Origin of the sequence: Protofrankia sp. BMG5.30, assembly GCF_001983005.1 — a bacterium.
GTDB classification, from domain to species: domain Bacteria; phylum Actinomycetota; class Actinomycetes; order Frankiales; family Frankiaceae; genus Protofrankia; species Protofrankia coriariae.
In genome coordinates, this window is record NZ_MOME01000005.1 from 32731 (window position 1) to 58452 (window position 25722).

At 70.3% G+C, this 25722-nt stretch carries 20 protein-coding genes; 13 read left to right on the plus strand and 7 right to left on the minus strand.

The annotated features are described in order from the left end of the window. Window positions 1–275: 275 nt before the first annotated feature. Window positions 276–3065, minus strand: a complete 2790-nt coding sequence (locus tag BL254_RS02000; RefSeq protein WP_371389820.1) for a DUF6049 family protein — start codon at window positions 3063–3065, stop codon at window positions 276–278. Beyond that, the gene (locus tag BL254_RS02005) at window positions 3062–3529 is read right to left on the minus strand and encodes an NUDIX hydrolase (RefSeq protein ID WP_175648262.1); all 468 of its coding nucleotides are present in this window, start codon (window positions 3527–3529) and stop codon (window positions 3062–3064) included. Before BL254_RS02005 ends, BL254_RS02000 begins: the two co-directional genes overlap by 4 nt. Window positions 3530–3870: 341 nt before the next feature. Here BL254_RS02005 and BL254_RS02010 point away from each other — a divergent pair, with 341 nt between their 5' ends. Together BL254_RS02010 and BL254_RS02015 are read left to right on the plus strand one after the other, a co-directional pair. Then, a complete protein-coding gene (locus tag BL254_RS02010; RefSeq protein WP_047223641.1) occupies window positions 3871–5448 on the plus strand; it encodes a CCA tRNA nucleotidyltransferase in 1578 nt (525 codons plus the stop codon). A gap of 286 nt (window positions 5449–5734) precedes the next feature. Further along, window positions 5735–7111 (plus strand): MFS transporter, encoded by a 1377-nt coding sequence (locus BL254_RS02015; RefSeq protein WP_076842359.1) that lies wholly within the window; start codon window positions 5735–5737, stop codon window positions 7109–7111. A gap of 197 nt (window positions 7112–7308) precedes the next feature. On the opposite strand, the gene BL254_RS02020 is transcribed toward BL254_RS02015, so the two are convergent. Both BL254_RS02020 and BL254_RS02025 read right to left on the minus strand, forming a co-directional pair. Then, window positions 7309–8379 carry an inositol-3-phosphate synthase gene (locus tag BL254_RS02020; RefSeq protein WP_047223601.1) on the minus strand — a complete coding sequence of 357 codons (1071 nt, stop codon included), beginning with the start codon at window positions 8377–8379 and terminating at the stop codon, window positions 7309–7311. Between the two features lie 75 nt (window positions 8380–8454). Beyond that, entirely contained in the window at window positions 8455–9129 is a 675-nt protein-coding gene (locus BL254_RS02025) for a PadR family transcriptional regulator (protein ID WP_047223600.1), read from the minus strand. Window positions 9130–9725: 596 nt separating this feature from the next. Here BL254_RS02025 and BL254_RS02030 point away from each other — a divergent pair. The 4 genes from BL254_RS02030 (at window position 9726) to BL254_RS02045 (ending at window position 16681) form a co-directional block, all read left to right on the plus strand. After that, a complete protein-coding gene (locus BL254_RS02030) occupies window positions 9726–10133 on the plus strand; it encodes a DUF5318 family protein (RefSeq protein ID WP_076842360.1) in 408 nt (135 codons plus the stop codon). A 262-nt stretch (window positions 10134–10395) separates the two neighbouring features. Beyond that, a complete protein-coding gene (locus tag BL254_RS02035) occupies window positions 10396–13038 on the plus strand; it encodes a transglycosylase domain-containing protein (RefSeq protein ID WP_254857722.1) in 2643 nt (880 codons plus the stop codon). A 221-nt stretch (window positions 13039–13259) separates the two neighbouring features. Then, a complete protein-coding gene (locus BL254_RS02040; RefSeq protein WP_076842362.1) occupies window positions 13260–15176 on the plus strand; it encodes a glycosyltransferase family 87 protein in 1917 nt (638 codons plus the stop codon). Between the two features lie 149 nt (window positions 15177–15325). After that, window positions 15326–16681, plus strand: coding sequence for a hypothetical protein (locus tag BL254_RS02045; protein WP_254857724.1), 1356 nt, complete (start codon window positions 15326–15328; stop codon window positions 16679–16681). 96 nt (window positions 16682–16777) lie between these two features. Here the strand turns inward: BL254_RS02045 and BL254_RS02050 are convergent, their stop codons facing one another. Further along, the gene (locus BL254_RS02050; RefSeq protein WP_254857726.1) at window positions 16778–18508 is read right to left on the minus strand and encodes a metallophosphoesterase family protein; all 1731 of its coding nucleotides are present in this window, start codon (window positions 18506–18508) and stop codon (window positions 16778–16780) included. 376 nt (window positions 18509–18884) lie between these two features. On the opposite strand from BL254_RS02050, the gene BL254_RS02055 reads away from it, so the two are divergent. The 6 genes from BL254_RS02055 to dnaB all read left to right on the plus strand — a co-directional run bounded on the left by BL254_RS02055 (window position 18885) and on the right by dnaB (window position 23089). Next, entirely contained in the window at window positions 18885–19184 is a 300-nt protein-coding gene (locus BL254_RS02055) for a hypothetical protein (protein WP_047223595.1), read from the plus strand. Window positions 19185–19415: 231 nt separating this feature from the next. Next, window positions 19416–19733 carry a 30S ribosomal protein S6 gene (gene rpsF, locus BL254_RS02060; RefSeq protein WP_256386216.1) on the plus strand — a complete coding sequence of 106 codons (318 nt, stop codon included), beginning with the start codon at window positions 19416–19418 and terminating at the stop codon, window positions 19731–19733. Window positions 19734–19746: 13 nt separating this feature from the next. Beyond that, window positions 19747–20307 carry a single-stranded DNA-binding protein gene (locus BL254_RS02065; RefSeq protein WP_047223594.1) on the plus strand — a complete coding sequence of 187 codons (561 nt, stop codon included), beginning with the start codon at window positions 19747–19749 and terminating at the stop codon, window positions 20305–20307. Between the two features lie 97 nt (window positions 20308–20404). Beyond that, entirely contained in the window at window positions 20405–20641 is a 237-nt protein-coding gene (rpsR, locus tag BL254_RS02070) for a 30S ribosomal protein S18 (RefSeq protein ID WP_013875613.1), read from the plus strand. 11 nt (window positions 20642–20652) lie between these two features. Beyond that, window positions 20653–21099 (plus strand): 50S ribosomal protein L9, encoded by a 447-nt coding sequence (gene rplI, locus BL254_RS02075; RefSeq protein ID WP_047223593.1) that lies wholly within the window; start codon window positions 20653–20655, stop codon window positions 21097–21099. Between the two features lie 622 nt (window positions 21100–21721). Beyond that, window positions 21722–23089 carry a replicative DNA helicase gene (gene dnaB / locus BL254_RS02080; RefSeq protein ID WP_076842365.1) on the plus strand — a complete coding sequence of 456 codons (1368 nt, stop codon included), beginning with the start codon at window positions 21722–21724 and terminating at the stop codon, window positions 23087–23089. A 425-nt stretch (window positions 23090–23514) separates the two neighbouring features. Here the strand turns inward: dnaB and BL254_RS02085 are convergent, their stop codons facing one another. Then, window positions 23515–23742, minus strand: a complete 228-nt coding sequence (locus BL254_RS02085; protein WP_047223591.1) for a hypothetical protein — start codon at window positions 23740–23742, stop codon at window positions 23515–23517. Window positions 23743–24241: 499 nt separating this feature from the next. On the opposite strand from BL254_RS02085, the gene BL254_RS02090 reads away from it, so the two are divergent. Beyond that, complete coding sequence (locus BL254_RS02090) at window positions 24242–24640, plus strand: VOC family protein (RefSeq protein WP_047223590.1); 399 nt, start codon at window positions 24242–24244, stop codon at window positions 24638–24640. A gap of 73 nt (window positions 24641–24713) precedes the next feature. Here the strand turns inward: BL254_RS02090 and BL254_RS02095 are convergent, their stop codons facing one another. Beyond that, window positions 24714–25595: a helix-turn-helix transcriptional regulator gene (locus tag BL254_RS02095; RefSeq protein WP_047223589.1), complete on the minus strand. Its 882-nt coding sequence runs from the start codon at window positions 25593–25595 to the stop codon at window positions 24714–24716. Window positions 25596–25722 lie beyond the last annotated feature (127 nt).

Sequence of the window (25722 nt, forward strand, 5' to 3'; positions counted from 1 at the left end):
ATCCGCCGGTGGCTGTGGCTCCGCCGGTCGCCTCCGCCTTTCTTCCGGCCAGTGGGGCGGCTCCTGCGGCCGGTGGGGCGGTGGGTGGCCTCGGCCGCCGCCGGGTGGCGGGGCCGGCCGCCGCCCGGCATCCGGGGTGGGGGCGGGCGACGGTACGCCGACCGGCCCGGCCATCGGCTTTGTCGGCCCGGCCGGGTCGAAGCCGGAGCGACGGCGGTGGCGGGCCGGCGGCTTGTGGCTCCCGCCGTTCCTGGTCCCGTCGCCAGCGCCGGCCGTCACCGTTGTCTTCCCCGGCCACCGGAGGCGTGACCGGCGCGCAGCAGCCACGCCAGGCCGTCGTCCTCCGAGGGGACGTCGGTGCGCCGGCCGTCAGCGGAGGCGGCATCGGGCACGCCTTCGCGTTCATGGGGGCCCGGACCATCCGGGACGGCGGACACGGGCGTCCCGGACGGTCCGGGCCCCCCGGACAGCCCGAACACCCCGGCTGCCCCGGGCAGCCTCTGCGGCCCGGCCGCCTCCGGTGGCTCGGCCAGGGTGGACCCACCGCCCTGCGGGGCCGGTTCGGTTCGCGCGGACGCTCCGGTGGACGTCCGGCCGCGCAACGTCCGCAACCGGCGGACCAGCCGGACCAGCACCGCGAACACCAGAACCGCCAGGGCCCCTCCCGTTATCGCCACCGCTATCACGCCGAAGACCGTGGACTTCACCAGGATCCGCACCGGCGGCGCGGCTGACAGCGGCTTGCCGGCCGGGGTGAGGATGGTGACATCGACGGGGAACGTACCGGCACCTTCGGCATCGACCTCGATCTCCACCTGCACCTTCTGCAAAGGTGGCACCGTGAGTTTAACCTGGGTCGCCGATCGTAGCCGGGCTCGGTCGCTCGAGGACAGCGAGAGCACCACGTTGATGACGGCCTCGGTGTTGTTCTCGAGTGTGACCGGGACCGTCCCGTGTTTGCCGGTCAGTGACACACTGCGGGAGGCGACCACCCGGATGCCGTCCCGCAGCGCCCGCACCGCGCCGGCAACACCCGTGCCCAGCTCGTCGGCGCCGTCCGTGCCGGCGGCGCCCGTTCGCCAGGCCACCGATTCGGACGACGTGAGCGTGTTCTCCATCGCGTCGATGCCCGCGGCGGCGCAGTTGCGCACGCCGGCGGCGCCCGAGTCCGGCGGGCACAGGAYGGACCGCAGCGCGTGGATCTGGCTGCGCAGGTCCTCGGCGGCGATCACCCGGGAGATCGGCAGCTCGGCCGCGCGGGCCCAGTCGGGGTAGGTCAGCCGGCCGCGCTCGTCGGCCGGGACGGCCTGCGCCACGGAGCCACTTCCCGCCGAGCCTGTTTCCGCGGAGGCAGCCTGTGCCGCCGGCGTCGACGGCAGCGCGACCGGTCGGGAGAACGGCGTGGACAGGCCGCCCACGACCGTCTGCGCCCAGCCGGCCGGCGGGTCCCAGTAACGCGGCAGCGCGATCGTCTGGGGGCGGGCCAGCCCCGGCCGCTCAGCGGTGATCATCGCCGTCTCGGCCAGGAGGTTCTGGAACGACTCCGCCTGGGTCGGCAGGTCGGTCTCGCTGACGGGACCGGCGGGACCGGCCGCCAGCTCTCCGAGCTGCTGGTCGGCGGCCAGTACCCGTGCGACGCCGCCGGATGTCGGGATCCCGGTGGCGCTCGCGGGGGTATAGGTCTTCTCCGGGTCCTTCGGTGGCAGCAGGCGGGAGTCCGCGATCACGGTCGTGATGCCCATGCGGCGCAGCAGGTCGAGGGTGGGGGCGTCGATGAGCCCGTCACCGGGGTAGGCGATCGTCGCGTCCGGGCCGCGGCCGATCACGTTCGCGACGACGGTCCGGCCGGTCAGCAGCGCCACCAGGATGCTGTGGAACTCCTGGGCGCGGGTCAGCGCCACCACGTCGACGTCGCCGTAGGGCAGGGCGAAGATCGTGCCGCCGGCGTCCGCGAACGCTTTCAGCTTTGCCAGGAAGGCCTCGGCGTCCCGGTCCGCCCGCCGGGGGCTGGGACCGGACGGCGTGGCCACCTCGTACGGACCGCTGGAGATGATCTGAAGCGTCTGGACGAGGAGCGGGTCGACCGCGAGGGCGACGGGTGGCGCCGGCCGGCCGTTGACCGGCGCGACAGCGCTCAGCAGCCGGTTCAGCCGGCCGCCGGGGGCCACCAGTTCGGTCAGGTCGTCGTCGGTGAGCCGGCCGTCGGCACGCAGCCGCGGCACCTCCGCCAGCGGCAGCACGACCGAGACCGGGGTGGGGGCGGTCACCGTGGCCGGAGCCCAGATCAGGAAGGAGTAGGTCGTCCCGACGACCTGGCGCTGGCCGTTGACGACGCCGGAGGCGGTGAAACGCAACGGGTAGATCCGCAGCGCGGTCGGCAGGCCCAGCCCCGTCAGCCGCGCGCCCACGGTGAACGTGGCCGGGAGCCCTCCTGGCACGAGCCTGCTCGCCACCGGTTCGGACAGCACCGTGGTCGGATAGTTCAGCCCGGCCGGGGCGGCCGGGTTCTCACGCAGGTCCGCCAGCTCCTTGCGGCTGGATACCGGGCGCGCCAGTTCGGCCCGTATCTCCACGCCGGAGATCTGCTCGGCGCCGGTGAGCTCCAGATGACCGGTGACGGTCAGGGGCAGCTGTGGCCCGGCGACGGTGGGCAGCCTGTCGAGCGCCACCCGGACCGGCCGGGCGGCACCGGTGGCCACGGCCGTGGCGGACCGGACCGCCGTGATGGACCGGACCGCCGTGATGGACTGGTCGGTGGACTGGACCGTCCCGGCGGACTGGGCGGACCGGACCACCTCGGTGGGCCGCGGCCACGGTTGTGGAGCAGCGCGGCCCGTGGCGGTCGCCGGGCCCACGCGCCTGGCCGAGCCCGTGGGCCCGGCCAGGTCCACAGGTCCAGCGGGGTCTGTGGACGAACCTGTGGATACATATGTGGAACCTGTGGATGACGGGTCGGCCCGGGCGCGGGCCATCGTCGTGCTCAGCAGCAAAAATGTCACTGACAGCATGATTACGGCGACCACAGCGGTGCGCCGCGCCGCCGGACGCGCCTGGCCGGCTGTCACACGCTGTCCGTGAGAATGGCCGGCACCCGGCGCAGGAGGCTGCGTTCGTCCGCATAGGCGAGCCGGCGCGGAACCTCGGCCAGCGGCACCCAGGCAACCTCGGTGACCTCGATATCGACGTCCGAGAGCTCCCCGGTCGTGCGGAGCAGGAGATAGTGGTGGACTGTCTTGTGCACGCGCGTCCGTCCGGCGACGAACCAGAAGTCGATCATCCCGAGCTGACCGAGTACCCGTCCGGTCACACCAGTCTCCTCCGCCACCTCCCGGACCRCCGTCTGTTCCGCTGTCTCCCCGTTCTCGACGTGGCCCTTCGGTAACGACCACAGCAGACGGCCATGTCGGTCACGACGTGCTATCAGTGCCGCATTGGCCATTTCCGAATGGTCGTCCAATACCAGCCCACCCGCCGAAGTCTCCTCCACCTGGCGCAACCGCCGCCGAGGGGATGCCGGGAACGGGGCCATGGGCTGATCGTACGAGCCTTGCGCGCCACTTCTCCCAGCATGCGCCCGTACCCCGCCCGCTCGCGGCGGCCCCGATACCGAACGGTGCACGCCGCGGCCCCGCCGTGCCCGGACCGCTCATGACCCGGACGCTCGTACCCCTCGGTGCCCACCGCACCATGACCGCGCTGACCCCGCGTCGGGCGAGGCCGGCGCGGCCATGAGCGGGGTTCACACCCGGGTCGCCCGTACCCGGGAGCTCGGCTCGACAACCTCGGCCATCCGTACTCAGATGCTCAGCACAGGTGCTCAGTAACCATGGGCGTTCGCGCCCTGGCCGCCTATACCCTGGGGCGGTGTCGGTGATCTGCTTGGACAATCCACGTGACTCCGCGGAGCGGGCGGTAAGCGCCCTGCTCAAGGTTCCGCCCGCGGCAGACGCTCTTGGACGGGTCTTCGCTGACGCCGGCTACAGCCTGTATCTGGTCGGCGGGTCCGTCCGGGACGCCCTGCTCGGCCGTTCCGGCCCGTCCGACGCCGACCTCGACTTCGCCACGGACGCCCGCCCCGAACAGATTCTGGACATCACCCGTGCCTGGGCGGACGGGGTCTGGGAGGCGGGAATCGCGTTCGGCACCGTCGGGCTGATCCGCTCCGGGGTGCGTTTCGAGGTCACCACCTACCGGACCGAGGCGTATGACCGCACCTCACGCAACCCGACGGTCGCCTACGGTGACACCCTCGAGGGTGATCTCGTCCGCCGTGACTTCACCGTCAACGCCATGGCGGTGTCCGTGCCCGGCCACGAGTTCATCGATCTCTTCGGCGGCCTGGGCGATCTCGCCCGCAAGGTGCTGCGCACACCCGGCTCCCCGGAGGCGTCCTTCGACGACGACCCGCTGCGCATCCTGCGCGCGGCCCGCTTCGAAGCCCAGCTCGGCCTGGTCCCGGTGCCCGAACTGGTCGCGGCGATGCGTTCGCGGACACCCCGGCTGAAGATCGTCTCTGTTGAACGCATCCGGGACGAGCTGCGCAAACTCATGGTCGCGGCCGACCCCGTCGCCGGGCTGACCCGACTGGTGGACGTCGGCGTCGCCGACATCGTCCTGCCCGAACTGCCCGCGCTGCGGATGGAGATCGACGAGCACCACCAGCACAAGGACGTCTACGCCCACACCCTGACCGTGCTGCGCCAGGCCATCGCCCTGGAGGACCCGCCGCCCAGCGGCGGCCCGGACGAGGTGCTGCGCTGGGCCGCCCTGCTGCACGACATCGGCAAACCGCGGACCCGCCGGCACGCCCCCGGCGGCGGTGTCTCCTTCCACCATCACGAGGTGGTCGGGCGCGACATGACCCGTAAGCGCCTGGCCGCGCTGCGCTTCCCCAAGAACGTCGCGGACGCGATCACCCTGCTGGTGTTCCTGCACCTGCGCTTCCACGGCTACGGGCGCGGGGAGTGGACGGACGCGGCGGTGCGCCGGTACGTCCACGACGCCGGGCCGCAGCTGTCCAGGCTGCACAAGCTCGTCCGCTCGGACTGCACGACGCGCAACCGGCGCAAGGCCGAGATGCTGGCCGCCACGTATGACGCGCTGGAGGAGCGGATCGCCCGGCTGGCCGAGCAGGAGGAGATCGCCGCGATCCGCCCGGAGCTGTCCGGGGACGACATCATGGCGCTGCTGGGCCTGACCCCCGGCCGGCTGGTGGGGCAGGCCCGGGCGCACATGCTCGACTTCCGCTTCGAGGCGGGCCTGGTCGGGCGTGCGGCGGCCGAGGCGGAGCTGTTCCGCTGGGCCCGCGCGAACAACGTCCCCATCCCCGGCGAGCCCCCGGCCCCCAACTCCGTCTCCGCTTCCGAAGCTGGCCCCGCAGTCGAGGCCGGCCCCGGCCCCAACCCTGGCGCCCAGCCCGGCCCGGCACCCGGCCCTGCTCGGCCGTAGGCAGAAACCGCTGTCATCACAGCGGAAACCACCTACAGCAGCGGAAGCCGTAGGTGGCTGCCGCTGCGGGAACAACGGTTTTCACCTACGGCTCGGAGCGGCCACAGGGCCGCAGGGGCGGACGCGGGTAGGAGCCGCCGCCATCCATGGCAGGGGGCGCGTGTGTCTCGCGCGGCTGCGCCGGGGCGGGCGGGGCCGCAGGCTGGCCACGGGCCTGGTGGATCCCGGGCGTGGCATCGGGTGAGCCCCGCGCCCTGGCGGGGCGTGGGTCCGTAGGCTCAGGGGTGTGGCGCGGGCCGGAGATCTGCGACAGCTCCTCGGGCTGACGGGATTCCGGCGGCTCTATGCCGCCCGCCTGACCTCGCAGGCCGCCGACGGCGTGTTCCAGGCGAGCCTGGTCAGCTACGTGCTGTTCTCCCCGGAACGGGCGACGTCGGCCACGGCGCTCGCGGCATCGCTGGCGATCGTGGTGCTGCCGTTCAGCGTCATCGGCCCGTTCGCCGGGATCGTGCTCGACCGGATCTCCCGGCAGCGGGTGCTGGTGCTGTGCGCGCTGGCCCGGGCGGTGCTGCTCGTCCTGCTCGTCCTGCTCATCGCGGCCGGCCACACCGGCGTCGACTTCTACGCGAGCGCGCTCGCGGTGTTCAGCGTGAACCGTCTCGTGCTCGCGGCGCTGTCCGCGGGGCTGCCCGTTGTCGTCCCGACCGGGCGGCTGGTCACGGCGAACGCCCTGTCGGTGACGTCCGGGACGGTCATGACGCTGGTCGGCGCCGGGATCGGCAGCGGAATACGGGGGCTGATCGGCGGCGACGACGCGGGCGTCGCCCTGGTCGCCGCGCTCTCCGCCGTGGTCTACCTGGCCGCGGCGGGCACCGCCGGCCGCGCCGGCCGGTACGAGTTCGGGCCGCTGCACTCCCCACCCGGGCAGGGGCTGCTGCGCGAAGCCCGGCAGGTGGTCGTGGAGCTGGCGGCCGGCGCCGGCCACCTGTGGCAGCGGCGCCCGGCCCGGTATGCGCTCGCCACGCTGACCGGCTCGCGGGCGGCGTACGGCCTGACGACGGTGATGGCCATCCTGCTCTACCGCAACTACTTCACCGGCGCGGACGGCGGTCTCGGCGGTCTCGCGCTGCTGGTGACGGCCAGCGGGGCGGGCACGGTCGCGGCCGCGCTCGTCACCCCGCGGGTGACCCGGCTGGTCAGCAAGCAGGTCTGGATCAGCCTGGTGCTGCTCGCCGCCGGGATCATCGAGATCGCCCTGTGCCTGCCGTTCTCGTCACCGCTGCTGATCGCCGGGTCGGTCCCGATCGGGTTCGCCGCCCAGGCGAGCAAGATCTGTGTGGACACGATCGTCCAGGAACAGACCGAGGACGCCTACCGGGGCCGCGCCTTCTCCCTCTACGACCTGTTGTTCAACGTGGCCTACGTGGCCGCCGCGGCACTGGYGGCGATCACGCTGCCGCCCACCGGGCGGTCGCCTGTCATGGTGCTGGTCGCCGGCGGTGGCTTCATCGTGTGCGCGCTGCTGTACCTGCGGGCCCGCGACCCGCGGACGCCGGCTCCCGATCCGACGGTGACCGCAGCCCGTCGCCTGCCCGCGGCCACCGCGACGGCGGATCCCACCACGGCGGGCCAGCCCCACCGGTGCGCCGACGCCCCCGCCTGACCGGGTCCCGCCACGGACAGCCGGCCCTGACCGGGCTCCGGCACAGATGCCCGGGCGGGCCCAGGCTCTGCCACATCGCCCGACCGGGTCCGGGCACAACGGTGCCCGGCCACCCCCTCCAGGTGACCGGGCACCGTTCACCGGTGGCCTCCACGGCCGTTGGTCGCCGCGAAGGGCCGTTATTCGCCCAGGACGGACTATTCGCCCAGGATGAACGCCTCCACCTTGTCCCGGGCGATGTTGTCCCGGTACTGCTCCGGCGGCGACTTCATGAAGTAGGAGGATGCCGCGAGCAGCGGCCCGCCGACACCCCGGTCAAGGGCGATCTTGGCGCAGCGGACCGCGTCGATGACGACGCCGGCGCTGTTCGGGGAGTCCCAGACCTCGAGCTTGTACTCCAGGTTCAGCGGCACGTCGCCGAACGCGCGGCCCTCCAGCCGGACGTAGGCCCACTTGCGGTCGTCCAGCCAGGCGACGTAGTCGGACGGGCCGATGTGGACGTTGTCCTTGCCGATCTCGTGGGAGACCTGGGAGGTCACCGCCTGCGTCTTGGAGATCTTCTTGGACTCCAGCCTGTCCCGCTCGAGCATGTTCTTGAAGTCCATGTTGCCRCCGACGTTGAGCTGCATCGTGCGGTCCAGGACGACGCCTCTGTCCTCGAACAGCTTGGCGAGCACCCGGTGGGTGATGGTGGCGCCGACCTGTGACTTGATGTCGTCGCCGACGATCGGGACGCCCGCGGCGCGGAACTTCTCCGCCCATTCGGGGCGGCCCGCGATGAACACCGGCAGGCAGTTGACGAAGCCGACGCCGGCGTCGATCGCGGCCTGGGCGTAGAACTTCGCMGCATCCTCGGAGCCGACGGGCAGATAGCAGACGAGGACGTCGGCCCGGGCCTCGCGCAGGGCTGCGACGACGTCCACCGGGGTGTCGTCGGACTCGGCGATCGTCTCCCGGTAGTAGCGGCCGAGGCCGTCGAGGGTGTGTCCGCGGGCGACGGTGACTCCGAGCGGAGGCACCTCCGCGATCTTGATCGTGTTGTTCTCGCTGGCGCCGATGGCCTCGGACAGGTCCCGCCCGACCTTCTTCGCGTCCACGTCGAACGCGGCGACGAACTCCAGGTCCCCGACGTGRTATTCCCCGAGCTGGGTGTGCATCAGGCCCGGGACCTGTGCGGACGGATCAGCGTCGCGGTAGTACTCGACCCCCTGGACGAGGGATGCGGCGCAGTTGCCTACACCGACGATGGCGACACGTACCGAACCCATGACGGTCTGCTCCTTCTGGGTTGTGGGAGGCGGGTGGGTGGGATCCGGGGCGAGGTGGGCGCACCGGCGCGGGCACTAGCGCGCGGGCGGGGCCTCGTTGCCGTTTCCCCCCGGATCCGACGGCGTCGGCGGCGCCGGATCGGTGGACAACTCTGTGGATGTTTCCGCGGGTGGTCCGCCCGGCGGCCCGACGGTCGTCGCCGGGCGCGCGCGTCCGCTGGCCGGTGCCTGCGCGCGTTCCGTCTCGATCAGCTCGGTCAGCCAGCGAACCTCGCGTTCGACGGACTCAAGACCGTGGCGCTGCAGCTCGAGGGTGTAGGAGTCGAAACGCTCACGGGTCCTGGCCAGCGCGGAGCGGACCTTCTCGCGCCGTTCCTCCAGGCGGCCGCGGCGGCCTTCGAGGATGCGCAGCCGCACGTCCGCGTCGGTCTTGCCGAAGAACGCGAACCGGACGCCGAACATCTCGTCCTCCCAGGAGGACGGGCCGCCCTCGCCGAGCAGGGCGGCCAGGCGCTCCTTGCCCTCGGCGGTGAGGGTGTAGACGACGCGGCTGCGGCCRCCGAGACGGTTCGCGGCGCTGGAGTCGTCGGCCGTGACGTAGTGCTCGGCCTGCAGCTTGCGCAGGCAGGGGTACAGCGAGCCGTAGCTGAAGCGATGGAAGGTCCCCAGCACGGTGTTGAGGCGTTTGCGCAGCTCGTAGCCGTGCATGGGGCTCTCGGAGAGCAGCGCGAGGACGGCCAGCTCCAACATCCTCGCTCCTTTCCTCGGAAGTCATCGGATGGCCAGCCGTGACGCTGACGTGACCGGTGTGTCCAGGGCGGCTCGGCGCCGCGATCCGTCGGTTCGATCTGTTCGTCTGTGCTGATCCGGCGATGGGACGTACTGATCCGGCGGTGAGCCGTGCCGTCACGGAGCYGTGCCACCGCAAGGCTGTGTCACCGCGGAGCTGCGTCGTGTGTGAGCTGTATCTGTATGAACTGTGTCCGTACGAGTTGTGCGGCGCCGCACCCGGCTGGGACCGCACCCGGCTGGGACCGTACCCGGCTGGGAACCGCGGCCGGCCAGGACATCTCTGACCAGGATCTTTCTAGCCGGGACGTCTCTGTAAGACATATCGTTTCGATACATCGAGCATGCCACTTCGGGATAACGAAGGCAACCGGGGGTGTCCGGTACGGAAAGGCGGGATGGCCGGATCGTTGCGACCGGYCCGGAGCCCGTCCTGTCGGTATTTGTATGGACAACCGTTACGTGCCGTGTCCGGCGCCCGGAGCTCTTTCGGCGTCGCATGGGCTTGTGTCCGGAGCGTCTGCCAGCGCGACGCATCCGGCGTACCGTCTTATGCCATGCGTCCACGGTCGGTTGTCGACTACGCGCTCGCCCGGCGGGCGACACTCGCTGACCTGCRTGCCGGCAGAGTGTCGACCACGGATGTGTGTGACGCGCACCCGTACCTGCTGCGGGCGGCCAGATATCACGGAGAGGCGAGCGGCAGACGCTGCCCGGTCTGCCGGGGCCGCGAGCCGTTGATCAACATCACATATACCTACGGTGACGAGCTTGGCGTCAGTTCCGGCCGGGTACGGGCGACCAGGGACCTACCGGCCCTCGCGCGGCAGTTCAGCGAGCTACGGGTCTACGTCGTGGAGGTCTGCACGTCCTGCTCCTGGAACCACCTGATCATGTCATTCGTGATCGGAACCGGTCGGCMCCGGGTCAAACGGACGGCCCGCCGCAGGACGGCCGAGGAGTAGTCGGGGCCCGGGCCCACCATCGCAGGGTTTCCCGCACGTTGGCGGGAACCCGGTGTATGGGCGGTTGCGGGGGGCGGCGTACCGTCTGACAACAGCCACCGACGACGCGGGGTTCACTCCCGCAGCCACGGACGGGACTGTCAGTGAGGCCAACATCTACGATCGGGGCGTGTACCCGCGCGATGACGACGGCCGTACCCACGTTCGCCGCACCTCGGCCGACCGTGCGTCGGCCGAGGGGGATCATCCGGATGTCGGCCCTGTGAACGGCCACCTCGACAGCCGCCCGAACGGCGCGGCCCGGCCTGGCGGTGGCGTGTCCGGCCAGGCGGGCGCCACCCCCGGCAGCAACACATACGGCGAGAACACATACGGCGAGACGGGCCGGACCGCGGTGCGGGCCGAGCGACGCGGGCAGCCCGCCGACGGCAAGCCTGTCAACAGCAAGCCCGTCAACAACATGTACGACACGACCGACCGGGCCACCATGGAGCGCATCGGCGTCCGGGAACGCACCGCCGACTCCACCACCTACGTCCGCCGTCCCCGCCCGGACGACGTCCCCGCCGCGGCCCCGGCCAACGGCGCCCGCAAACGCGCGGGCGCGGGTCCGGCGGATCTCCCGGGCGCGTCGCCGACCCGCGTCGACGGTCGTCGCGGCCTTGCGGACGGGGCGGAGCAGCCGCCGGTCCGGCCGGGCCAGGGAAGACGGGGGCCGATGTTCTGGCGGAACCGTCCGCTGTGGCTGCGCCGGCTGGTCATGTTCGGGCTGCTGTCCGGCGTGCTGATGTTCGCCGCGCTGGTCGCCGTCCTCTACTCCCTGACGAAGGTGCCGCTGCCGGCGGCCGTCAACGCCGCCGCGCAGACGTCCATCATCACCTACGCGGACCGCACCACCGAGATCGCCAAGATCGGGACGGTCAACCGGACGGACGTCCCGCTCTCCGAGGTGTCGGTCGACGTCCAGCACGCCGTGCTCGCGGCGGAGAACAAGAACTTCTACAGCGAGCCCGGCATCTCCCCGCGGGGAATCGCCCGGGCGCTGTGGGTGAACGTCCGTGGTGGTGAGATCTCCCAGGGCGGGTCGACCATCACCCAGCAGTACGCCAAGAACGCCTATCTGACGCAGGAACGCACCTTCTCCCGCAAGATGAAGGAGATCGTCCTCGCGGTCAAACTCGCCCGCAAGTACTCCAAGGACGAGATCCTGGAGTCCTACCTCAACACGATCTATTTCGGCCGGGGGGCGTACGGCATCGAGGCCGCGTCCAAGACGTACTTCGGCAAGCCGGCCAAGCAGCTCAGCGCGGAGGAGGGCGCGGTCATCGCCGGGCTGATCCGCTCCCCGAACGCGCTGGACCCGCGGGTGACCCCGGCCGCCGCCGAGCGCCGGTGGCACGAGGTGCTGGACACGATGGTCGAGAAGGGCTGGCTGGACGCGTCCCGCGCGACCTCGGACAAGAAGCCACCGGTGACCCTGGAGCGGGACAGGTCCAACGGCATGGCGGTCTCCTCACCGCAGGCCGCCTACATCCGGGACCAGGTCAAGGACGAGCTGATCGCGGCCGGGATCAGCGAGCAGCAGATCAACCTGGAGGGCCTGCGCATCCAGACCAGCATCGACCAGGGCCGGCAGACCGCCGCCTACCTGGCCGTGACGAACGTGCTGGCCAAGCCCTACGCCGCCGTTCCCGACCTGAAGACCGGCCTGGTCGCGGTCGAGCCGGGTACCGGCCGGGTGCTGGCCTGGTACGGGGGCTCGATCTACGGCAAGGGCGACAACGGCCAGACCTCCTACGTCGACAACGTCTCCGGAGCACAGGTGCCACCGGGGTCGACCTTCAAACCGATCACGCTGGCGGCCGCGCTGCAGAAGGGAATCAGCCTCAAGTCGGTCTACGAGGCTCYGGACGTGCTGGAGATTCCCGGCAAGGCCGCCGACGGCAGCGGGACGTACATGGTCCGCAACGACGAGGAGCACGGCAACTTCGGGTACCTGAACCTGATCGACGCGACCGCCGAGTCGGTCAACACCGTCTACGTCCCGCTGGGCATCGAGGCCGGCATCGGCAACGTCATCTCCACCGCGCGCGCACTGGGGGTGGGCAAGGACGTCCCGCTGACCGACGACGGCGGGGTGACCCTCGGCCGTGACGGCATCACCGCCAAGGACATGGTCGCGGTCTACGGCACCTTCGCCAACAACGGCAAGGCCGTCGCCCCGCACCTGGTCGACCGGGTGATCGACGGCAAGGGCAAGGTCATCTACGAGGGGCCGACCAACGCGAAGAACGCCATCCCCGCGACCGTGGCGGCCGATGTGACGTACGCGCTGCAGTCGGTCCTGAAGAACGGCACGGGCAAGTCGGCGCAGCTTGCCGACGGCCGGCCGGCGGCCGGCAAGACCGGCACCACGGACAACTTCCGGACCGCGTGGTTCTGTGGTTACGTTCCGCAGGTTGCGGCCTGCGTGAACATGTTCCGCGGTGATGGCGGGGTGAGCAAGGCGACCGCGCTGACCGGCATCCCCGGGGCCGCCGGCGGTGTCTACGGCGGCGGCTACCCGGCGAAGATCTGGAAGGCCTTCATGGACGGTGCCCTCACCGGCGTCGCGCCCCAGAGCTTCCCCCCGCCGAAGTACGGCGGCACCGTCACCAACGCTTCGCCGTCACCGACTCCGCAGCCGACCTTCTCACCAGTGCCCACCGTCTCGCCCGAGGTGACGGAGCCGGCGGATGAGCCCGACCGCGACCGGCACGGTCGCCCGACAGCGCTGCTCTCACCGTCGGCGGATTCGACCCTGTCCGCCAACGGGCAGGACGGACAGTCACCGACCCCGAACCCGCGGCGTTCAAAGAACAATGACGACGGGTTACCGCAGTTCGGCCAGGACACGACCGGGTGAGCCGGCAGGGCTGGAGCGGCCGGCCGAAACTCCCGCGGACTCCTCTGYCCAGACCGGCCGGATCTCCCCCCCATCGAACGGGAAGGCGTGTTGCACGGGTGGCGATGGCGTATGGCTAGGTTCTCCGGGATCTTCCGGATCGCCGCCGACGTCCACCGAGCCGAGACGGTAGGACACCGGATGCCCCGGCAGGCTGCCGGGCGGTGTCGACAGGCCCGCGGATGACCGTGCGGCCGCTGGCGGCCGGGACGGGTGGCAGGCATTCGTCACAGGCGGCACCCGTCACCCCGGTCTGCCCGTCCCGGGAGGACCCGGTGGTCGCCGGTGCCAGCATGCTCGTCGGCGGCCCGCCAGGCGATCATGCGCGTATCGGCGCCAGCCGGAGCTGGTGGACGCCACTGCGGGTGCTCATGGCGTTCACCGTCCTCGCGTGTGTCCTCGCGTACGCGCAGAAGCTGCCCTGCCGGGACACCCGCAACTGGTCGGACGAGTACCAGTACACGCGGATGTGCTACTCCGACGTGGTCGCCCTCTACGGCCAGGAAGGCCTGGCCACGGGCAAACGTCCCTTCCTCGACTATCCGACCGAGTATCCGCCGCTGATCGGCGCGGTCATGCAGTTCGCGTCGTCGGTCTCCGGCGTCGCCTCGCCGTCGCAGCCGGTGTACCGGGACGAGGACGRCAGGCAGGTGCTGGTCGGTTACACCATCGACCAGCGCACCGCCGTCTTCTACGACGTCACGGCCCTGCTGTTCCTGGTCATGACCTGTGTCGCGGTCTTCTGTACGGCGCTGACGGCGGGCCGGGCCCGAGTGTGGGACGCGGCTCTGTTCGCCCTCGCCCCCGCCCTGGTGCTGCATCTGCTGACCAACTGGGACATCGTCGCGGTCGCGTTCGCCGCCGCCGGGCTGCTGGCCTGGTCACGCCGTGCGCCGGTGGTCGCCGGCATTCTGTTCGGGCTTGGGGCTGCGACCAAGTTCTACCCGCTGCTGTTCCTGCTGCCGCTGGCCGTGCTGGCCCTGCGCGCGGGCCGGGGCTGGGCCTTCGTCCGGACCATGGTGGCGACGATCGTGACCGCCGTGGCCGTGTGGGTGCCGCTGTGGCTGATCGCCGGCTACTTCACCGAGGATCAACGCACCGGCGACAGCATCTGGACGACGTTCTGGGCCGGTGGTGACTGGCTCACCCTGCTCGACGGGCATGCCCCGGGCGGGGCCGCGAACGCGATGCTGCGCTTCGTCGACCTGAACTCGCAGCGGGGCCCGGACTGGGACTCCCTGGCCTTCGCCACGACCTGGCTGGCCAGCTCCTTCTCACCGCGGGCGTTCGGCCCCGTGCATCTGATCGCCATCCTGCTGGCCGGCCTCCTGCTGGTGGCGGCGGGTTTCGCGGCCGCTGTGCGCTGGCCGGCGCGGCGGGTACCGATCGCGCTGGCCGGGCTGGCGGGCTGGCTGCTGGTGGTGGTCGCGGTCCCGAAGGTGCTCGGCAGCGTCCGGGACGACGGGATCCCCACCGGTACCCTCAACATCGCCTCGATGCTTGCTCTCGGGACGCTGCTGGTGGGCATTGCGGCGCTCGGCTGGTTCGCGCCGCGGCGGCCGCGGCTGCCGGCGCTGCTGTTCCTCACCGTCGTCGCCTTCCTGGTGACCAACAAGGTCTTCTCCCCGCAGTACACGCTGTGGCTGATACCGCTGGTGGCGCTGGCCAGGCCGCGCTGGCCGGCATTCCTCGCCTGGCAGGCCAGCGAGGCGTATGTGCTGCTCACCCGGTTCCTGCACTTCGTCTACAACGACACCAACGGAGCGCACGGGATCGGCCGCGGCTGGTTCGTGGGCGCCGTCGCCATCCGTGATCTCGTGCTGTGCGTACTGGCCGGGCTGGTCGTCCGCGAGATCCTGCGGCCGGAGCTGGACGTGGTCCGCGCGACCGGGGCGGACGACCCGGCCGGCGGCGTTCTCGACGGTGTCCCGGACCGTCGCGGCCGGCGCGCGGCGGGCGTTCCGGCGACGCCCGCCGCCGAGGCCACCGCGGATGCCGGCCGGAAGGCGCGTTGGGACACCTACCGACTGCCCCCCCACCGCTCGGTGGTCGGTGGTGATCAGCAGGGCGGATCGGCCACGGCGGGTGCCGGCCCGTGACACCGGCACTGGACGGTCCGCCGGCGGACCCCGCCGGACCGGGCCGTACCGGAGCGGAGCTGACCGGACCGGGGGAGATCCGGGCTCCGCATCCGGATCCGGGGCGTCCGCGTCCGGGGTTTCCGCGTCCACGGTCGGGTAGCGCCGGCGTGGTGGACGCCGCTCGGTCGTGGTGGGGCCGGCTGCCATCGGCCGTCCAGGCCACCCTGCCGGTGTGGGTCGCCAGCCGGATCGCGGTGATCGTGCTCTCGCTGGYCGCGTCCCGGGCGCTCTCCGGCCGCCCGCTCGCCGAGCTGCCAGGGCTGCGCACGTTGTGGGACMGCTGGGACGTCGGGCTGTTCACCAAGGTCGCGCGGTTCGGCTATGCGTCGCCGGAGTACACCGACCGTACCGAGGTGGACTTCCCCGGATTCCCGCTCGCGATGCGCCTCGCGCATCTTTTCGTCCCGGACTGGACCTTCGCCGGGATGGCCGTCTCGTTCGTGGCGGGGGCCGCGGCCATGGCGGCCATCTGGCAGATGCAGATGGACGACCAGACGCGGGTGGACGACGCGGCGGCGGACCGGACAGCACCGACGACCAGGCACCGGACGGCTGTCAGGGACCAAACGGATATCAGGGACCGGACAGCGGTGGCGGACCGGACAGCCGTGGCGGGCCGCGGCAGCCTGCCGGACACCCGGGACACCACGCCGGCCCTGGCAGGCGCACCGGGCGGGTGGGCGGCATCGGACGGGTGGGGCGCGCCTGACCGGCGCGGCGCGGACTTCGCGGTCATCGCCGTCGTGCTGTTCCCGTACGCGGTGTTCCTGTGCGCCGCGTACTCCGAGGCGATCTTTCTCGGTTTCGCCACCACGTCCTGGCTCGCGGCGCGCCGGCAGCGCTGGTGGCTGGCGGGCCTGCTCGGCGCGGGCGCCGCGTCCACCCGGGTCACCGGCATCCCCTTCTGCCTGGCGCTGGCCGTCCAGTACGTGGTCAGCCGGCGGCGTGCGGGGCTGCCGGTGTTTGCGCCGGCGGGGCTCGCGCTTGCCCTGCCACCGCTGCCCGTCCTCGCCTTCGTCTCCTACCTGCGGGTGCGCACCGGCCACTGGGACGCCTACACGCAGGCCATGCGGGACGGCTGGCAGCGGTGGGTCGACTGGCCGTGGGAGGGCTGGCGGACGAGCTGGCACTCGGCCTTCGACGCGTCCCAGTCGTCGGCGTTCACCTGGTTCTGGCGCGGCGAGGTGGCCGCGGTCGTCGTCGGGGTCGTGGTGGCCGTGGCGCTCCTGCGCTCGGCCCGCTTCGGCGAGGCCACCTTCGTCGGCGGCGCCACGCTGTTGATGAGCTGCTCGAACTACTACGCCTCGGGCATCCGGACGATGCTGGTGGCATTCCCGACATACCTGCTGCTCGGACGCGTCGTGACGCGCCGGCCATGGGTGCGCCCGGTGTACATCTGGCTGTCAGCCCCTGTGATGGCGACCTTCGTCATCGCCTTCACCCAGGGTCAGTGGGTCGACTAGGGCGTGCCTGACGGATGTTCGATCACGCCCGGCACGTGGCTGGACGGCAGCCGGCCGTGGACATGATCAGCGGTTTGTGTCGCCGGAGGCCGCGTCTCAGCGGTGACCGGGCGCGGATCCCGGGTGATCGGGCGGGTTCTTCGTGGGAACGGTGTGRCCGCGCGCAACGGCCCGGCGCAGGGTCACCCGATCGAACTCGGTGCCGTGCTYGTCCACACCCCGGAGGGTCAGGGTGGAGTGTCCGCCCGGCCGGCCCGGATCGGAGTCGGCGACCACGATCGCGTAGTTGTCGAACCGGGTCCGCGACCAGCTGATGGACTCGGTCAGCTTCGTCCCGTCCGACTGCCAGACGTAGCTGTTCGGCACGGCGTTGGAACCCGGAACGATCTTTCCACGGTAGGATTCCGGCTCCCCGGCCTGGAACTGGTAGCGGGGCCGTCCACCGCTGCCGGCGACGATGTAGGTGGTGCCGTCCTTCGCCGGCTCGATGACCGAACCGTCGGGGGCCTGCCTGGTCGGGGTGTTCCCGCGGATCGGGTCGGTCCGCTCGTAGAGGTGGTTGTGGCCCTGCAGCACCAGGTCGACCTGGTACCTGTCGAACAGCCCCGCCCACGCGCCGCGGACCCCGCCGTCGCTGGCGTGCTGCGCGGTCGTCGAGTAGGCGCAGTGGTGGAAGAAACAGACGATGAAGTCGATGTCCGGGTCGGCGCGGTGGGCCTTCAGCGTCCGCTCCACCCACGAGGTCTGCGCCCCGCCGGAGTAGCCGGTGTTCGTCCTGATCTCGAAGCTGACGTCGTTCGCGTCCAGCGAGAGCACGGCCACGTTGCCGTGGACGAACGAGTACACGCTGGGGCAGCCCTTCGGCCCGCCGTCGGGCAGGTCCAGCCGGGCGTGGTGGCCGCCGTAGCCGTGCGGGGAGTACAGCGCCTCCATGTCGTGGTTGCCGGTGGCGAACATCCACGGGGTGCGGGCGGCGCTGGCCTCGATGTCGGCCAGGTAGACGTCCCAGACGGTCGGGTCGTAGTTGTCGAAACCGGCCGGCGGCGAGCCGGCGAGGTTCCGCCTGGGCGGCAGCCCCGCACCCGACGGATCCGCGTAGCAGATGTCTCCGGCGAGCAGGTGGAACACCGGGTCCTGCCGGGCGATGGTCGCGGTGATGGCCGAGGCGTGCGCGACGGTCGGGTCGTTGTCCGCCTGGTAGTAGTTGTCGTCGAACCGGCCCGGCGGGAGACCCTGCGGGGTGGTGTTCGACCCCTGGTCACCCATCATCGTGAACCGGAAGGAACCGCCCTCGCGCCCCTTCCGGTGGCCGGTGCGGACCGCCYGGACGGGAGTGGCACTCCCGCCCGGRATTCGAAAACGGTAGTAGTACTCGTGTCCCGGTGCCAGGTTGTCGAACGCCGCGTGCACGTAGTACTGCTCGACCGTGTAGATCGAGCCGTCGACCTGCGGGACCTGGGACAGCAGCGGACGGATCTCCGCCTCGGTCGTGTGGCCGAGTCCACGGCCCGGCCCGATGTCGACCAGCACCCTGCCTCGGCCCGGGTTACCCGACAGCTGCGCCGCGAGCCGCAGCTGTCGGGACGGGTCGGCGCCGAACGCGGCGTGCCGGCCGCCGACCAGCAGGGGGCTGTCGGTGGTCGCACCGGCGTAGGCGGCCCGGCCGAACGGCGTGCCGAGCAGGCTCGCCGCGCCGGCCCCGGCCAGCCCACCGAGCAGGATGCTCCGTCTGCTGACCGGCCGGCGGCGGAGAAAAGTCCGCAGCCATTCGTGCTGCTCGGCGATCGTCATGTCCTCGGCCATGTCGGCCGGAACCCCCGATCCCATCACTTCACCACGAGGACTCACAGGCATAGCGCCGAAATTAGCCCCGTTCCCGTCGGAGAGCGGAACCACAAGGTGACCGGAAACAAAAATATCAGTAAATACCGTGGTCGCCCCGGGCCCCGCCATGTTGCGGCCGGCCAGAAAATGTGTGGAAGGAAATCACGTCAGCCACGGTCGGTCCGGTGGTCGCGAACCGATCGGATCGTATGGTCGGACGAGCCCCGCCGGCCATGAAAATGGAAATGGAAGAACGACACCTTTTTGCCGTCCGTGAGCTGCGGGATCTGGCACGTACTGTGGATCCTTCGTCTCTGGAAGAACCCGATGGCCGTGGTGGTGGGATCGGGGAAGGATGGCACGGGCAGGATATGAAGCTGTGAGAGGTGTCGGTGTCACAGGCCGCGGGTTCGCGCCGTTCGTCGCGTCCGTCGGCCTGGCCGCCGCCGTGGCCGTGGTCGCCGCGATCTGGCCGTCACCCGGCCGGCACGTGCACGGCCTGCTGGTGGTGATCTCGCTGACGCTCGTCGTGGGGATGGTCGGCGCCGGTCTGCGGGTGGTCGCCGCCGCACGCGGGCGCGGGACCCGCGAGGTGACGCTCTCGGAGCCGGCGCCGGGCACCGAGTCCACCGGCGCGACCCGCGAGACGCGCGAGGTGACGGATGACGGTGGTGAATGACGACAGCGGATGACGACGGGGAGTGGACGACGACGGGGAAGGGCAGCGGGTGGGTCCGACCGATCGGCCTGTGGCCGGGTGGTATCGGGCCGGGCGGTATCGAGTAGTGTTTGCGACGTTGCCGCTGGTCGGTCCGTGCGGATCCGTTCCGCGTCCGGCCGTGTGCGGCACTGTCCCTCCTGCCACGGAACCCTCCGTGGCCGCCCGAGTCCACAGGAGGTGGGTTCACCCTTGCCACGTCATTACGAACTGATGGTGATCCTCGAGCCGGATCTCGAGGAGCGCACGGTGGCGCCGTCTCTCGACCAGTACCTGACCGTCGTCCGCTCCGGCGGCGGCGTGGTGGAGAAGGTCGACGTCTGGGGCCGCCGCCGGCTTGCCTACGAGATCCGCAAGAGTTTCGAGGGCATTTACGCCATTATCGACCTGCACGCCGAGCCGGACGTCGTCGCCGAACTCGACCGCCAACTCGTCCTCAACGAATCGGTGATCCGTACCAAGGTGATCCGGCTGCCCGAGAAGAAGCCGCGGCGGCGGGCCGCGGCCTGAAGGGAGCGGCCCCATGGCCGGTGAGACAGTCATCACGGTGGTCGGGAACCTGACGAACGATCCCGAGCTTCGTTTCACGCCCAACGGCGCGGCCGTCGCCAGCTTCACCGTCGCCTCGACACCACGCACCCTCGACCGGGCCACCAACGAGTGGAAGGACGGGGACGCGCTGTTCCTGCGCTGCTCCATCTGGCGGCAGGCCGCCGAGCACGTCGCGGAGTCGTTGCAGAAGGGCGCTCGGGTCATCGTCCAGGGCCGGCTCAAGCAGCGGTCGTTCGAGACCCGTGAGGGCGAGAAGCGGACCGTGGTCGAGCTGGACGTCGACGAGATCGGCCCGTCGCTGCGGTACGCCACCGCCAAGGTCGTCAAGGCCGGTCGCGGCGGTGCCGCCGGCGGCGGTTACAGCGGCGGCGGGCCTTCCGGCGGCTACGGTGGGCCGCCGGCGTCCGGGGGGCCGTCCGCGGGCGGCGGCTACGGCGGGCCGTCCGGTGGCGGCTCGGGATACGGCGGCGGGCCTGCCGACGACCCGTGGTCGGCGTCGCCCGGCGGCTACTCCGAGGAGCCCCCGTTCTGATCCAGCCGATCCCCGGCAGCGCCTGACCGGGGCCGGGCCCACCGGCGTCGGGCCGAAGCCGTGACGTCGGGTCGAAGCCATGACATAGGAGTGCACGATGGCCAAGGCGGCCGTGCGCAAGCCGAAGAAGAAGGTTTGCGTGTTCTGCAAGGACAAGACCGACTACATCGACTACAAGGACACCTCGCTGCTGCGGAAGTTCATCTCCGACCGCGGCAAGATCCGCGCTCGGCGGGTGACCGGCAACTGCAGCCAGCACCAGCGTGACATCGCGATCGCGGTGAAGAACAGCCGGGAGATGGCCCTGCTGCCCTACACCTCGACGGCCCGCTGAGGAGGATGACGATGAAGCTCATCCTCACCCAGGAGATACCCGGCCTCGGCAGCCCGGGCGACACGGTCCAGGTCGCTGCGGGGTACGGGCGCAACTACCTCATTCCTCGCCGGTACGCGATCGTGGCCACCCGGGGCGCCGAGAAGCAGATCGAGCAGATCCGTCGGGCCCGGTCGGCCCGGGAGATCCGCGATCTCGGGCAGGCAAAGGAGATCGCCGGCCAGCTCGCGACCCTGCCGATCCGGCTGGTGACCCGAGCGGGCAAGGAGGGTCGGCTGTTCGGCTCGGTGACGGCGACGGACGTGGTGGCGGCCGTGTCCGCCGCCGGTGGCCCGGACCTGGACCGCCGGCGGGTCGAGCTGCCCTCGCCGATCAAGTCGCTCGGGTCCCACACCGTGTCGGTGCACCTGCACCCGGAGGTCGTGGCGACCCTCAAGCTGGACGTCGTCTCCGCCTGACGACCAGCCGAACGCGGCCGGCCCACAACGGCCGCCCGCGGGACAGCACGCTGATCGGGTGACCGCGATGTCACTCACCCGGGCAGAGGCCGCGCGATGATGTTCCTTCGCGCGGCCTTCGCCTTGGACGGGCATGCTCCTGCTGGKCCGGCCGATGCCGACATCGCGGTCACCCGTTGTGCTTTCTGGACAGCCAGCTGTCAGGCCGCCGACCGCGCGGAGGCCGCGCGGGGGTCTCCGTACGATTCGTCGTCGAATTTCTTCCATCCACAGGGGATGGACGGCGATGACGCCCTTCCTGCACTGATAGCAGCACAGCCGACGTCAGCGCCGGCTGGTTGTCCACAGCCTCGACGGGCTTGTCCCAGCGATTTCCCCAGCCTTTCCGGAGTTGTGCACAGAGTTGTCCACAGGGCCTGTGGACAACTTTTTGGATGCTGGGCGGGTGCGCCCATACAGTCGACGCCGCCCGGTGAAGTGCTCGAGGAGACACCTCCCCAGGGATTGACGGGGCCGCCACTGTAGTCGAACATATGTTCGAAGATGGTGTGGTGTGGGGAAAGGGGCAGGCATGACGGGGCCGCAATCATGACGGGGCCACAGGCATGACGAGGCCACAGCCGTGACGCTGACCGATGTCGACCGCACCCGGGCCGCTTCCGGCGGGCCGGTCGAGTTCGACCGCACGCCGCCGCATGATCTGGCTGCCGAGCAGAGCGCGCTGGGCGGCATGATGCTGTCGAAGGACGCGATCGCCGACGTCGTCGAGGTGCTCTCCGCGAGCGACTTCTACCGTCCTGCGCACAGCACGATCTACGGTGTCATCGGCGATCTCTACGGTCGCGGCGAGCCGGCTGACGTGATCAGCGTCGCCGCCGAACTCGCCCGGCGGGAGCTGCTCGAGCGCGTCGGCGGGCCGGGCTACCTGCACACCCTCATCTCCAGCGTCCCGACCGCGGCGAACGCCGGCTACTACGCCCGCATCGTCGCGGAGAAGGCTGTTCTGCGCCGTCTCGCCGAGGCGGGCACCCGCATCGTCCAGCTCGCCTACGGCCCCGCCCAGGACGTGGACGAGGTGGTCGACCGCGCGCAGGCCGCCGTCTACGAGGTCACCGAACGCCGCTCGAGTGAGGACTACGCACCACTCGGCGACCTGCTCAACCCCGCGCTGGAGGAGATCGAGGCGATCGCGGGGCACGACGGCGCGCTGACCGGCGTCCCCACCGGCTTCAACGATCTCGACGAGCTGACCAACGGTCTCCACGGCGGCCAGCTGTGGATCATCGCGGCCAGGCCCGCTGTCGGCAAGAGCACACTCGGGCTGGACCTCGCCCGGTCCGCGTCGATCCGCAACAGCATGGCGTCCGTGATCTTCTCGCTGGAGATGAGCCGGATGGAGATCACCATGCGGCTGCTGTCGGCGGAGGCGCGAGTGTCCCTGCAGAACATCCGCACGGGTCGGCTCACCGACGACGACTGGGCCCGGCTGGCCCGCCGGATGGGCGAGGTCGCCGACGCGCCCCTGTTCATCGACGACAGCCCGCACCTGACCATGATGGAGATCCGGGCGAAGGCCCGTCGCCTGAAGCAGCGCAACGGCCTACGGATGATCGTCCTCGACTACCTCCAGCTGATGTCCTCACCGAAGCGCACCGAGAGCCGCCAGCAGGAGGTCAGCGAGATATCGCGTTCGCTCAAACTGCTCGCCAAGGAGCTGGACATCCCGGTGGTGGCGATCTCCCAGCTCAACCGGGCGTCGGAGCAGCGCGCGGACAAACGCCCGCAGATCTCCGACCTCCGCGAGTCGGGATCCCTCGAGCAGGACGCGGACGCCGTGATCCTGCTGTACCGGGAGGACGCCGTGGAGAAGGAGTCGGCCCGCGCCGGCGAGGCCGACCTGATCGTCGCGAAGCACYGCAACGGCCCGACCGGCACCGTCACCGTCGCCTTCCAGGGCCACTACTCCCGCTTCGTCGACATGGCCGGCTGACCCGAACGGCGCGACGCTCCACACCGCCGATCAGCTCAAGATCTCCAGCCGCCGCTCCATCTTCCCGTATCGATCTTGCAGATGATCGGCATCGAAGGACGCAGGTAATCGGCACTGAAGCGTGCAGGTGATCGGCATTCAAGGCTGCGGGAAATCGGTATCCTGAGATCATGGATGGTGTCGGCTACGTCCCGCGGAGACAACCACCGAGCGCCTTGACCGCCCGCTGATCCGCGATCTGCATCTCCCATGAGAGCAGCCAGCTCCACCGGGGTGGCTGGCCCCCGCAGGGTCCGACGGGGTTCCGAGCAGCATCTCACCGCGACGTCGGAAAGATCGCTAAACGGGGCCCGACCAGGACCGCCTACCAACAACGCACAGGTTAAAGATCAAGATTAGGGGCAGCTGGTCCAAGAGGAATCTTGTTATTGATCTACAGGCGGATTGTTTGGTGGCCTCCTCATCCAGCGGATCAGCCTCATCCAGTCGCGAAGAGGAAACGCGACAGCGATCTTCCAGATGTTCTCGAAGACGTTGTCCCCGCCGCGCTTAAAGATCAGATAGCTGAAGAGCAGCCACGACAGCCACGCGATCAGAACAACAACGATAGGTAGCGATACAACCACCAGCGGGATAGTCCAGGTCATGTCCATGCACGACTCCCCAACGAGGTTCGGCGGTTTCCGTCGCGCGATCTCACTTGATCGGACGGGTGCGAGACGACTCTGTGCCCAAGGCAAGGCGACCGCGCTTCGTGCCCAGAAAATTTGATCTTGAGGTCACTATCGGGTCATCTATGCACGTCGTACCGCTGGTTATGCGGATGAGCCGGCCGGCTGAGGTATCGACGGTAGGTGTGCCTCTTGTGGAGGCTGCCCCGCATCTTAGTCAGATCATCGAGTCAGCTGCAGGACCGGTTTGACCTGGTGCGGTAATAGTTCTTGCATTACCACAGTTTGGTCTGCATAACAGGATCATCCCGCTGCTGCGAGGCGGCTCTTCTTCTTAAGTAGATGGCGCTGTGAGGTAAAGCCCGTGGACCGCGGGATCGATGCCCTGGCCTGACCAGGTGCCGGTTCGCGGATTCATCCGAGGGGCGCCGGTTGATAATCATTGATGCGCGGAGCAGCGTGGGTGTCTATGGTCAGATAGATGCAGCATGCGAAGATCACTTCGTCCGCGGTGCCGTTGAACGTCGAGGACGTGAGTGCGTCCGCCGCGTTCCTCGTCGAGCACTTCGGCTTCCGGCAGGAGATGGCGGCCGACGGGTTCGCCTCGCTCACGCGCGACGACACCGGCATGAACGTCGTCTTCCTGCGCCGCGGGCTGCCGACGCTGCCGGCGGACCAGCGCGACAGCCACGCGGCCGGCCTGATACTCGCGTTCGTCGTCGACGACCTCGAGGGTGAGCTGGCCCGGCTACAGGCGGAGGGGGTGGCCATCACCATGCCTCTGACCACCGAGGAGTGGGGCGAGAGGGCGTTCCAGGTCCGTGACCCGAACGGCATCGTCGTCCAGCTCGTCGACTGGAACGGTGCCCCCGCGCAGTGACCCGCGCTCCGACGGCGGTGAAGCGTGTGCCTTCTGGGGTGGATGCCCCTGGGGCCGTGCTCGCGCCGAGCGGTCAGCGCTGTTTGGAGAGGATCTGGTCGATGTAGACGCGGCGGTGGCGGTCGAGGATCGGGTTGATGTCGGTGGTCGCCTTGCTCTCGAGCTCAGCGAAGATCCGGAGAAGAACCCGGACGGTTTCAGGCTTCTTGTGCGACACCACGGACAGTATCGCCTCGGTGAGCGCGCGGTTCTCGTCCAGTATTTCTATGCTGCTGGACGGCGGCACCACGAGCTCGGTCCCGTTGGGGACTAAGGCGATGGTGATGTTCGGCCGGCTGTCCGCGAGATCCCGGATGCGGTCGATCTGGGCGATCATGGCCGCGGGCGCCGCCACCGGATAGGCGAGCACCGACTCCAGCAGCACGAAGTAGAAGGTCCGCCGTTCGTCGTAGAGGATCCGCTGCCGTTCCATCCGCAGGGCGACCGCTTGGGCGCCCTCGGCGAGGTAGTCGATGTCGAACAGCTCGCAGAAACGCAGGATGATCGCCTGTGCGTATTCGCTCGTCTGCAACAGGCCGGGTACGAGGGTCGGCTGAAAGAAGCGGACGACCTGGGCGGCGGACTCGTGCTCGAGATACTGGGGCTGGAAGCGGCCGATGTAGGGGGTGGGGTCGATGACCGGGTCCGCGCCGGACACGAGGCGTTCGGCTGCCTGCCGGAACTGCGACACCACTGTCTCCGGCTCGTCGAGCGCACGCACGATCGCTTCGACGTCGTCAGGGCTGGGTGTGACCGTACCGGTCTCTATTCGGGATATTTTCGACTGACTCATCCTGGTTCGGCTGGCGAGCTCCTGGCCGCTGAGCCGGTGCCGGTGCCGCAGGGCCGCGAGTTCGGCTCCCAGCTGCGCTCCGGCCGCTCGGGCCGAAGCGTCATCGTCCGGGAGGTTTCTCATGCCACACCCTTCCGAGTCGGTCCGGAGATCCGAGCGGCCCAGCTCCCTGGCTGGCCAGAATGACAGCGACGCGGTGGCGGATGACGTTCGCGTCGCCGCGCCGCGGCGGGTTGCGTCGCGGGTTCGC